This is a genomic window from Sphaerisporangium sp. NPDC049002, from assembly GCF_040649355.1.
GTDB lineage: Bacteria > Actinomycetota > Actinomycetes > Streptosporangiales > Streptosporangiaceae > Sphaerisporangium.
In genome coordinates this window covers 1-9,754 of sequence record NZ_JBEZFH010000252.1, presented here as the reverse complement: position 1 = coordinate 9,754, position 9,754 = coordinate 1, and the positions used below count along the sequence as shown (strand labels likewise).

10 protein-coding genes and 2 pseudogenes are annotated in these 9,754 nt (G+C 67.4%); 9 read left to right on the top strand and 3 right to left on the bottom strand.

Annotation, left to right across the window (positions count from 1 at the left end; genetic code table 11):
* Positions 1-99: pseudogene (locus AB0B89_RS32010) on the top strand (AAA family ATPase); the annotation flags it as partial.
* Between the two features lie 353 nt (positions 100-452).
* Here the strand turns inward: AB0B89_RS32010 and AB0B89_RS32005 are convergent.
* A complete protein-coding gene (locus AB0B89_RS32005; RefSeq protein WP_358560244.1) occupies positions 453-1,082 on the bottom strand; it encodes a hypothetical protein in 630 nt (209 codons plus the stop codon).
* 104 nt (positions 1,083-1,186) lie between these two features.
* The gene (locus tag AB0B89_RS32000; protein WP_358560242.1) at positions 1,187-2,962 is read right to left on the bottom strand and encodes a hypothetical protein; all 1,776 of its coding nucleotides are present in this window, start codon (positions 2,960-2,962) and stop codon (positions 1,187-1,189) included.
* 453 nt (positions 2,963-3,415) lie between these two features.
* On the opposite strand from AB0B89_RS32000, the gene AB0B89_RS31995 reads away from it, so the two are divergent.
* The 6 genes from AB0B89_RS31995 (at position 3,416) to AB0B89_RS31970 (ending at position 6,615) form a co-directional block, all read left to right on the top strand.
* Entirely contained in the window at positions 3,416-3,931 is a 516-nt protein-coding gene (locus tag AB0B89_RS31995) for a DUF305 domain-containing protein (RefSeq protein WP_358560240.1), read from the top strand.
* Between the two features lie 4 nt (positions 3,932-3,935).
* Positions 3,936-4,259 (top strand): hypothetical protein, encoded by a 324-nt coding sequence (locus AB0B89_RS31990; protein ID WP_358560238.1) that lies wholly within the window; start codon positions 3,936-3,938, stop codon positions 4,257-4,259.
* A 55-nt stretch (positions 4,260-4,314) separates the two neighbouring features.
* Complete coding sequence (locus tag AB0B89_RS31985; RefSeq protein WP_358560236.1) at positions 4,315-5,529, top strand: helix-turn-helix transcriptional regulator; 1,215 nt, start codon at positions 4,315-4,317, stop codon at positions 5,527-5,529.
* Between the two features lie 83 nt (positions 5,530-5,612).
* Complete coding sequence (locus tag AB0B89_RS31980; protein ID WP_358560234.1) at positions 5,613-6,095, top strand: hypothetical protein; 483 nt, start codon at positions 5,613-5,615, stop codon at positions 6,093-6,095.
* Positions 6,092-6,409 (top strand): hypothetical protein, encoded by a 318-nt coding sequence (locus AB0B89_RS31975; RefSeq protein WP_358560232.1) that lies wholly within the window; start codon positions 6,092-6,094, stop codon positions 6,407-6,409. The genes AB0B89_RS31980 and AB0B89_RS31975 overlap by 4 nt, the downstream gene beginning before the upstream one ends.
* 65 nt (positions 6,410-6,474) lie before the next feature.
* On the top strand, positions 6,475-6,615 hold the full coding sequence (locus AB0B89_RS31970; protein WP_358560230.1) for a hypothetical protein: 141 nt from the start codon (positions 6,475-6,477) through the stop codon (positions 6,613-6,615).
* A gap of 121 nt (positions 6,616-6,736) precedes the next feature.
* On the opposite strand, the gene AB0B89_RS31965 is transcribed toward AB0B89_RS31970, so the two are convergent.
* Positions 6,737-8,332: a hypothetical protein gene (locus tag AB0B89_RS31965; RefSeq protein ID WP_358560228.1), complete on the bottom strand. Its 1,596-nt coding sequence runs from the start codon at positions 8,330-8,332 to the stop codon at positions 6,737-6,739.
* A gap of 641 nt (positions 8,333-8,973) precedes the next feature.
* On the opposite strand from AB0B89_RS31965, the gene AB0B89_RS31960 reads away from it, so the two are divergent.
* Together AB0B89_RS31960 and AB0B89_RS31955 are read left to right on the top strand one after the other, a co-directional pair.
* Positions 8,974-9,213, top strand: coding sequence for a DUF6461 domain-containing protein (locus tag AB0B89_RS31960; protein WP_358560226.1), 240 nt, complete (start codon positions 8,974-8,976; stop codon positions 9,211-9,213).
* A 15-nt stretch (positions 9,214-9,228) separates the two neighbouring features.
* Positions 9,229-9,573, top strand: a pseudogene (locus AB0B89_RS31955) (DUF6461 domain-containing protein); the annotation flags it as partial.
* Between the last annotated feature and the right edge of the window lie 181 nt (positions 9,574-9,754).

Here is a 9,754-nt window from a genome sequence, read left to right as displayed (position 1 = left end):
CCGGCCGGGGTGGGGAAGACCCAGCTCGCCAAGGCCGTCGCCGAGGCGACCGGCGCCGAGCTGATCAGGCTCCAGTGCTACGAGGGGCTCGACGACGCAAGTCCAGGGAAGTCTTTTGCAACGCTCAGATTACCGTCAAGCGGTCAAATTAATCGTTTGGGGTATATTTCGGTAACGGTCTTATTTCTGGGCATTTGCAGGCATATAGCGCCCATGGTCCACATCGGGCGGGAAGACGGCGGCGCCGGCGGAGCTGGGAAGCTCCACCGGCGCCGAGCTGGGGCATGCCCGTCTACCAGCGGGTCTTCGCAACCTGTCGGAAGACAGGCGGATACCGCGTCGCTCGTCACATGACGGCGTCGGCAGGTGGGGGAGTACGTGTCCGACCTTCCTCGTCACGGCGACGGCGAACGTGGTCTCGCCACAGCGGGTGGGAGTACTCTCCCTGCGGCTCAGGACTGGTCGAACAGGGAGAGCGTCAGGGTTGAGTGGTATTCGCCGGCGGCGACGTCAACGGGGGTTCGTAGTGCGAGGTCGGCGTTGACCTTGTGGGTGCCGATCTCTTCGGTGGCGTTGGCGGTGGAGATGAGGAGTTCTTGGCCTTGGAGGCCGACGGCGGGTGCTCCGGTGCCGTCGGAGACGACGCTGGAGACGGGTTCGCCGGCTTCGACGGCTCCGGTGGAGGAGCCGGTGAGCAGGTGGGGGGCCCATCCGAGGTATTCGGGGCCGATGGTCTTGGCGGGGGTGCCGGTGGTGGTGAGCTGGCTGGACTGGCCGACGACGGCCCAGAAGCTTCCTGCGGGGATTTCGTCGGGGAGGCGGGTGTCGGTGACGGTGACGGTGGGCAGGGTGCCGGTGAACTGGCGGGCGGCGGCGTTGGAGCCGTGTTCGGTGAGGGTCACGCCGGTGTTGTCGGCCACGGTCATGGAGACCTGGCCGGGGACGCGGAGGGGTTCGATGGTGACCGAGACGTCGATGCCGTCGGTGTCGGGGTCGTCGGCCATCGCGGGTCCGGCCACGCCGGCGAAGGCGAGGGCGAGCACGGATACGGCGAGTATCTGGGTGGTCCTATTGCTTTTCATGTGATTGCTCCACTTATGGCGGGCGGGGCCGGCCGACCTGTCGGCCGGCCCCGGTTGAACTAAGCGGCGTCCCCGGCGACTACACCGTGGTCACCGCCGGTCGGTCAGCCGCAGTTGACCGCGGTGTAGGCGGAGTCGAGCGACGAGGTGACCTGCTTGCCGCTGACCGTCGCGGTGCCCGTCACGTTCACCGTGCCGGCGGCGAGCTGCTTGACGCGGGTGTTGAAGGACTGGTACGCCTGCTTGCCGGGGGCGACGTCGGCCACGGTCTTGGAACCGTAGGGGGTCGTCAGCGTCACGTTCGCCGGCACGGTGCCGTCGTTGACGGCCGTGACCGCCACGTACGCCGTGGCGCCCACGCACCGGGCCTGGGCGGTGACCGCCAGCGAGAGGCCGGGGGTCAGCTGCGGCTGGTTCTGCGCGTTGAACCTGTCGAGCTTCACGGCCGCGGCCGCGTTGATCTCAGCCTGGCTGAGGAACTGGCTCGGCGTCAGCTTGAAGGCGTCGAAACCGCGCGCGATCTCGTTACCGTAGATGTGGCCGTTGTACCAGTAGACCGACCAGTAGCCGCCGGTGACCAGCGAGGTCCCGCTGACCGGGCCGCGGTCGAAGAACGCGATCTCCTTCGGGTGGCTGGAGTCGGTGAAGTCGAACACCGACAGGCCGCCCTGGTACCAGGCCTGGACCATGACGTCGCGACCGGGGATCGGGATCAGCGACCCGTTGTGCGCGACACAGTTCTCCAGCGTCGTCTGCGGCGCCGGCAGCTTGTAGTAGCTCCGGAAGACGAGCTTGCCGTTGACGATGTCGTAGATGGAGTTCGCGCCCCACGACGGAAGGTCGGTGGTCCTGCAGCGCGCGCCGGAGCCGCCGCCCCACTCGTCGGTGAAGACGACCTTCGTACCGTCGTTGTTGAAGGTGGCGGAGTGCCAGTACGCGTAGTTGGGGTCGGAGACCGCGTCGAGCCGCTTCGGGTTCGTCGGGTCGGAGATGTCGAGCAGGATGCCGTTACCAGCACAGGCGCCGGCGGCCAGACCGATCTCCGGGTACGACGTGATGTCGTGGCACTGGTTGGTGACCGGCGACGGCGACCAGTTGGTGCCCGACGGGTGCTGCGTGGTGGGCGGGGTGTTCTGCAGGCCGTTGATCGCGCCGGTCGCCGGGTCGGTGAAGATCCGGGGCTGGTTCACGATCGCCGCGGTCTGCGGCGCGGCGAGCGGCACCCGGATGACGTCGATCCTCCACAGCGAGGTGGCAGGGTCGGTCGCCGCCGTGTTGGCGCAGCCCGCGAGCTCCTGGCCGGAGCGGACGCTGGAGGTACCGGAGACGTAGACGTAGACGTTCTCCGGCTCGTTCTTGCTGGTCACCAGCGAGTGGGTGTGCGAGCCGCGGCAGGTCTGCACCGCCGCCACCTGCACCGGGTGGCTGATGTCGCTGATGTCGAAGACACGGACGCCACGGAACCGGTCAGGGTTGACCGTACCGGAGGCTCCCTGCGTGCCACAGTCGATCCGGCCGCGGGTCTCCTCCACCGACATGAACAACAGGTTCCCGTACACCGACAGGTCGCCCTGCCCGCCGGGGCAGACCACCGACGTCTTCAGGACGGGGTTGCCGCCCGTGGAGATGTCGTAGATGTTGAAACCGTTATAGTTGCCGGAGAACGCGTAGTTCCCGCTGAACGCCAGGTCGGAGTTGAGGTACGAGCCGTTGCCGGGGTTCGAGGCGACGTAGAAGCCCTCTGGCCTGTCCCGGTGCGCGGTCATCTCCAGTCCGCTGATGGCCTGCTGGGCGTCCAGCCATCCGGCGCTGAGCCCGACCCGGGGGTCGGTGTCGGCGGCAGCGGAGGTCGCGGAGGTCGCGGCTGGCAGCAGTCCCATCAGCAACGCGCTTGCAGCGATGATCCCGAGCTTTTGTAGTCTGGCACGTCCCCCACGTGCCGAACGGCTACTTCTCACGGGCCATTTCCCTTCTTTCGGGCATCTCCTCCCTAGTTGATCTATCGCGAAGGGCGACCCGGGATCTTGCCGGTGCACACTTGTGACGCCAGCTGGGGGGAGATCCGCTTCGGTGTTACACGCGAACTGTAACGGAAGCAACCTTGATGTTCTATACCGTGACATATTTACTGTTCAGGATGTATTCCGCCCAGCAAGGTGAAACGGGTCCAAAGTATGATTTCGCCGCCTCAACTGCGATATCTAGGCATGTTTGCGCTGGTCACCGGCTTGATCGCCGGATGTGCCGCGGAGACGCCCAAGGCGCCGACCGCTCAAGTGATCGTTCAACCGGGAGCTCCTGGCGATCCGGGGCGGACACTCCCCGCCACCTCGGTGTCACCGATCGCTAATGTTCCGTTCACCGCGGCGGACGTGCTCTTCATGCAGGGCATGATCCCGCACCACGCCCAGGCGCTGCGGATGGCCGACCTCGTCCCCTCCCGCAGCACGAACCGGGACATCACTTTGATCGCCAAGCGGATCCGGGCCTCCCAGGAGGACGAGATCGGGCTGATGCGACGCTGGCTCGGGGACCGCGGTCAGACGGTACCGGGCACGAACCACGATCACTCCGGCGGGGGCGGGGAGCTCATGCCCGGAATGCTGACCGAGGAGCAGCTCGCCGAACTGAAGAACGCCAGCGGCACGGACTTCGACCGGGCCTTCGTGCAGGACATGATCGCCCATCACACAGGCGCCATCCAGATGGTCGGGAAACTGTTCGACAGCGGCGGCGGCCAGGAGACGGAGATCTTCACCTACGCCTCCCACGTCGAGGCCGACCAGCGCATCGAGATCGAACGCATGCAGAAACTGCTGGCCCAACTGGGCGGCCCCGCCACGAACTGACCCCGTGGCCGGCGACGATCTCACCCGGGCAGGTCAGCGACCTGCCCGGGTGGGCGAGGGCCTCCTCCGCGACACCGGCTTCGTGCCGACCTTCGCGCTCGAACCGAGTCTGTGGACGGCACTGGAGCGGGCGCTGGAGATGGTGGAGCGCGACGTCCATGCCACGGGGATCACCGGGACGCTCCGGCTGGTCATCCCCGACTGGGACGTCGGCGGTCAGGCATGGGTGGAGTTCCGGGGCACGCACCACGGCAACGGCATTCGGCCCATCGCGGGAAGCCGTCATCAACTGCCTCCCGGACGCCATGAGCCCAGACCCCTCGCATGAAGAAAGCCCCGCGCTCTAGCCTGAAGTTGTCGAGGCTTCAGGAAGGTCAGGGCTTATGAACGACGGTAGCACGGCCATGAGTTTCGGCGATCGACTTCGATTCCACCGGGAACGGGCAGGGATGAGCCGAACCGTTCTTGGCGAGTTGTGCGGTCGCTCCGCGGAGTGGGTCAAGGCGATCGAGCGCGGCCGGCTGCTCATGCCGCGGATGCCGCTCCTCCTTCGTCTCTCTGAGATTCTCCAGATCGACGATCTCGCCGAGTTGACCGGTGAGCAGAAGCTGAACGCGTCGACCTACACCAAGCACCGGCACGAGAAGGTCGCACAGGTCGCGCGGGCTCTGGCCACCTACCCGCTCGCCGCTCCGGACCGCGAACCGGTGGCAGCCGGCGAACTCGCCGCCAACGTCGCCCAAGCGTGGATGGTCTGGCACGGCTCGCCCCATCAGCGGACCGCCGTCGCCACCGTGCTGCCCCGCCTCCTTGAGGACGCCCGCGCCGCCGTACGGCAGCTCGACGGCAACGACCGCCGACGCGCGCTGATCTCGCTCGCGCAGATCTACCACCTGACCCAGCTCTACCTGTCCTTCCAGCCGATGCCCGAACTGGTGCTCCTCACCGGAGACCGGGCGATGCAGGCCGCCCAGGACGCCGACGACCCACACGCGATGGCCGCTGCGGCCTGGTATCTCAACCACGTGTTCCGGGATGCCGGCGAGCAGGCCGAGGCGCGCATCGACCTCGCCCACCAGGCCACACGCCTGCTTCGTCCCGAGGACAGCGAGCACGACCGGCAACTGTGGGGCCTGCAACATCTCGCCATGGCCCTGTCGTATGCCAAGACCGGCCGCAGGGGCGACGCCGAGCGTCATTGGGACCGGGCCGACAGAGTCGCCCGGTCGCTCGACGGGCACCATCCATGGCTGCTGTTCGGCCGGGCCATGGTGGACGCCTACTCGGTGACCATGTACACCGACCTCACCGATGGGTACGAGGCGACCCGGCAGGCCGACCGCCTCAGCCTTGACATGCCGTCAGCGACCAGGCGATCGTTCCACCTGATCGAGACGGCCCGCGCCTACCACCTGAAGCGGGAACCGCTCGCCACGGTGCACCTGCTCGGCAAGGCGTACAAGGTCAGCCCGGACACGATCTCCTACAACCTTTTCACCCGATCTGCGGTGCAGGAGTTGATGGCCAGCGGCAACAAGACAGTGCGGGATGATGCGCGCGCACTCGCGCGCAAGCTACAGCTTCCATCTGTCGCGTAATCGGACGGGTATAGAAAGTACCCGCGACGGTGGGGGGACGAGCACTACCCCTCGCGGGGAATCGTGCGGCTTACGGTCCTGGCATGGCTCTGGACTCACTCCTTGAACGTCGTCATGACCTCCCGGGATGGCGAGCGTTTCGCAGCAACGCCGGCCGATGGTGGGCCACCCGGGAACAGCCGTACGAGCCCGCCGCCGAGAAGGCCGGTGCCTGGCGCACGGTCGACGCCGACGACGAACTCGCGCTCGCCCGAGCCATCGCCGAGCAGGAGAGCATCGCCTACCTGGCGCGTCCGCCCGTGCCCGAGCAACTGGCCGTGCTGGTGAAGCGGCAGCTCGTCGTGCTGAGTCAGACGTACCCGGCGTGGCGGATCGAGCGCCTCACCGACGCTTACGGCGTCCCTGCCGGGTGGCGGGGCACCAGGGACATTCCCCTGACGCCAGCCGAGTCGGCGGCGGGCCTGGTCCCCGTTGTGAAGGCGGTGGACGCGCCCGCGCTGTTGATGTGGCTCTCCGCACAGGACGAGATCGCCCACCAGACCAGGTACGCGACGGGCGAGCCGTGACCGCGCACGCGTTGAGCCAGGACGCCGCGGACCACGGTTACCACGTCCCCCGTTGGGCAGGCGCAGCCCCGGTCGAGTTCGTCGAGTGGTACCCCGCCTCCTTTCCCGAGCAGCGCGCACGGGCACAGGAATGGACGTGCGAGCACTGCCTGCGGACCTTCTACCTGATGCACGGCGGCGGGCACACGTGGATACGACGGCGGGTGCGAGCTGACGTACGGAGCAAGCGGGCCACGACCATGGATACCGAGCGCATGAGCTACGCCGACGCGCGACGGCTGTGGCAGCGGATCGTGCTGGGCCGGGCCCGATAGACGCGCGGCGGGCCTGAGCCAGGGAGGGCGGGGCCCGCCGCGTCATTCCACGAAGGAGATACCAAATGCCGGACATCAGCATGGGCCGGCTGGCCATGGTCGCGGTCGCGTGGGCCCTGGTAGGGGTCGCATGGCTGCTCGACTCCGGGCGCTTCCCGATCATCGGGAAGCGCTACAGGGCCTGGCTCTACGACGGTGACGAGTGATCTGGCGCCCCAGCCCGGTCCGCGCCGCGACCCGCCCTGGGGTGATCGGCGTCTCGCTCGCTGTCCTCTCCTGCCCGATAGGAGACCGCATGACAGCACATTCACGGAGCCACGACACCCCTCACACACGCAGGACGGTGACCCGGCGGCCGGACGGGGTGGTCGCCTGCTCGAAGCCGCCGCGTTCCTTCCAGGGTGACGCTTCGGGGCGGCGGTCGAAGATGACCAGGACGCCGGTGGGCAAGGTCAGCCGGTCGAGGTAGCGGTCGAGCTGGGCCAGACCTTCGGGCTTCGGGTCGTCTGCGCCGGGTCGCCACACCTTCAGTTCCATGGCCTCGCGTTGCATCAGCCGTCCACCGTCGGGGCCGCTGTACGGCCAGCGAACGAGCACGTCCAGGCGTTTGGTGCCGGCGGCGTATTCACGGTCGAGGTAGCCGCCGCCGTTGACCAGGCGGTGCAGGAAGGCCATGAGGATGATCTGACAGGCGGCCTCGTGGTATCCCTCCTGCTGGATGAGGACTTCGCCGTGTTCGCGCCAGGACACGACGAACTCCTCCAGTAGGCGTGGCAGGTCGAACCGGCCGTCGGGGAGCACGAAGCTGTGCGGGTCGGCGTGTATGTTCTGTTCCGTCAGGTCGCCCAGCACGCGCAGGATGACCTCCCGGTAGATCGGGTTGGCCACCTGTGGCGGAGGTTTCTGCGTGATCAGGCCCAGATCACGGGCGTAGGACAGGTCGTCGGAGTTGCTGCGGTCGGTGTAGGGGCCACCCGCCACGATCGGTTCCATCACCCGCTTGACCCGGGGCTCGTGCAGCCGGGCCGCCAGGGAGTCCAGGTGGGTGGCGCGTGCCCGGATCAGCCGCTCTTTCGCGTCCTCCACCTGCCCGTCGCGGATCGTCCCGGTCACCCCCATCTTGAAGGTGATCTCGTGGGCGAGGGCGTTGACCAGCCAGGGTTGTCCCTGGGTCAGTTCGAAGGCCCGGTCCACCGCGTCCTTGCTGAACTCCTGGCCGGTCGCCTGGGTGTGCTGGTCGTAGAGTTCGGCGATCTGGTCGGTGGTGAAGTCACCCAGGCGCAGTGAGTCAGCGAGGATGTTGAACGGGCTGGCCGGGCTGAACCGCGCGGGGTCGCCGCCCGAGGCGACCTTGTAGTCGCGCAAGTCGCGCAACCCGCACAGCACCATCGACGCGGGGAACGGATAGCCCTTCGATCGCCTGTTGTGGCCGTCGCGGAGCTGGCTGAGGATGCTGACCAAACTGTTGCCCTGCAGGGCGTCGATTTCGTCGAGGAACAGCACCACCCGGCGCGGGCAGCGCCGGCACCACGCACTCAGCGCTGCACCGAACCGGCTGCCCGGCGTGACCTGCGGCCAGGAACCCGGCGGCAGCAGCTTCTTCGGCCAGCCCGACAGATCGGCGGCCTCGCGGAGGGAATCCAGTAGAAGCGACTCCGCGGCGCCGTAGTCGTCGCCGGCCGCCTTGGCGCGCTCGCAGGAGAGCATCAGGGCGGCGGTGTCGCCCTCGGCGGTCAGGTCGGAGGCCAGGGCGTCCAGGATGGTGGTTTTCCCGGTCTGCCGGGGCGCGTGCAGCACGAAGTAGCGGTCCATTTCGATGAGTGCCCGCGCTTCGGGAAGCCGTGGTGTGGGGGGCAACATGTAGTGGAGCTGCCGATCGCAGGGGCCGGTGGTGTTGAAATACCTCGCTCGGGGTGGTGGCATGGTCACATCCTGCCACCACCCCGAGCTGAGGATCGCGGCTGGCTGACGTTCGCTCCCGCGTCGGCTTTGCCCCGGAGGTGGACGCGTGATCTCGCTAGGTGTCTGAGCCAGCGGTGCGCCTATGGTCACGCACGCATTTTGGCGCAGCCAGCGATAGCGGTCCGATGCCGGCCGTGGACAGCCGGACATGACCAACACCCGCATGGCTGCGTTGCCGCAGCTCAAGCGGGTTTCTTGCTGGTACAGGGGGTAGGGCGGATGGGACTTGAACCCACGACCGACGGATTATGAGTGGTCAGGCGATCGCCAGACCCGCCGCCATTCCGACCTGCACACCAACCCCTTCGGCAACCGACCGGCCGGCACCACCATCCCGTGCATATCCCGTGCGGACGCCAGCCCCGTCACCCGATGGGCCGGGATGAGGGACGAATCCCGGCGCGGCGATCGCCCCCAACCCCGCACGCCGCCCGACCACCGCAGGGCGATCGTCAGGGCGGCATCTGGACGGCGCCCTTGTGGCCGCGGATTGAGTCGCATCAACGGCTTGGCTCTTGCTCACTCAGCGGCGTTCAGACGCCATTGTCAAGGCTGATCACTACCTTGGCGTCATCGCAGGAGAGAGGCGAGGAGGGTTGCGAGTGGACATCACGCACGCGGACATCGCCTGGCTGGTCGACGAGGAGGAGTTAGGCGATCTGTGGTGTCTGACCTTCGTAAGGGGGCTCGATGAAACCGAAGCACTACGGCGCATGGGCGCCAAGGAGGACAGCATCCGGCCGTTGACCTATGAGGCGCTGATGGATGAGGGGCTGTTCGAGGACACGGCTCTCGCGGGGCGTCGGGGTGACTGGACCGTGCTCATCGAGGTGTTCGACTGACGGGGGACAGAGCCTGATGTCCTGCGGGCGATGTCGGCCGGAACAGAGGTCGTGTCGGTTCTACGGCACGACTACTACGCCAACGACTTCATGTACGCCGTTGACGGAGAGCTGGTGATGTACTTCAACTACATGCACCCTGACCGGCGGTACGGTAGTGATCCAGATCTTCTGGTCGAACCGATGAGGGCTGCGGGCTTCGATCCCGGACACCCGGAAGACGACGAGGAAGACGACAACGCCAACCAGCCGAGATTAGATGGCGCTCTGTTTCTCGCCGCCCGGCTGACCGGTGTCGTCCTGACACAGGATGTCTTGGCCGGGCCGCTCATGGGCGGTGTCATCCATCCACGTGCCTGATGCGGCGGCGTGCCGGCGGTCGGTGCGGTCGCTTCGTGCGGCGGGCGGGCGGTGCGGCTACGGCCCGGGGCGCCGCCGTCCGGGACCGGCGCCCACGCCGCACGCCCGGACGGCGGGCGCCGGCGAAGCAACATCGACAAGGGATGAACGAAAAAGATGGGCATCCGTAAGTACAAGCCGA

Coding starts and splice junctions, on each gene's coding strand:
- AB0B89_RS32005 (WP_358560244.1), bottom strand. CDS start 1,082: ATGAAAAGCAATAGGACCACCCAGATACTCGCCGTATCCGTGCTCGCC.
- AB0B89_RS32000 (WP_358560242.1), bottom strand. CDS start 2,962: ATGGGACTGCTGCCAGCCGCGACCTCCGCGACCTCCGCTGCCGCCGAC.
- AB0B89_RS31985 (WP_358560236.1), top strand. CDS start 4,315: ATGAACGACGGTAGCACGGCCATGAGTTTCGGCGATCGACTTCGATTC.
- AB0B89_RS31980 (WP_358560234.1), top strand. CDS start 5,613: ATGGCTCTGGACTCACTCCTTGAACGTCGTCATGACCTCCCGGGATGG.
- AB0B89_RS31970 (WP_358560230.1), top strand. CDS start 6,475: ATGCCGGACATCAGCATGGGCCGGCTGGCCATGGTCGCGGTCGCGTGG.
- AB0B89_RS31965 (WP_358560228.1), bottom strand. CDS start 8,332: ATGCCACCACCCCGAGCGAGGTATTTCAACACCACCGGCCCCTGCGAT.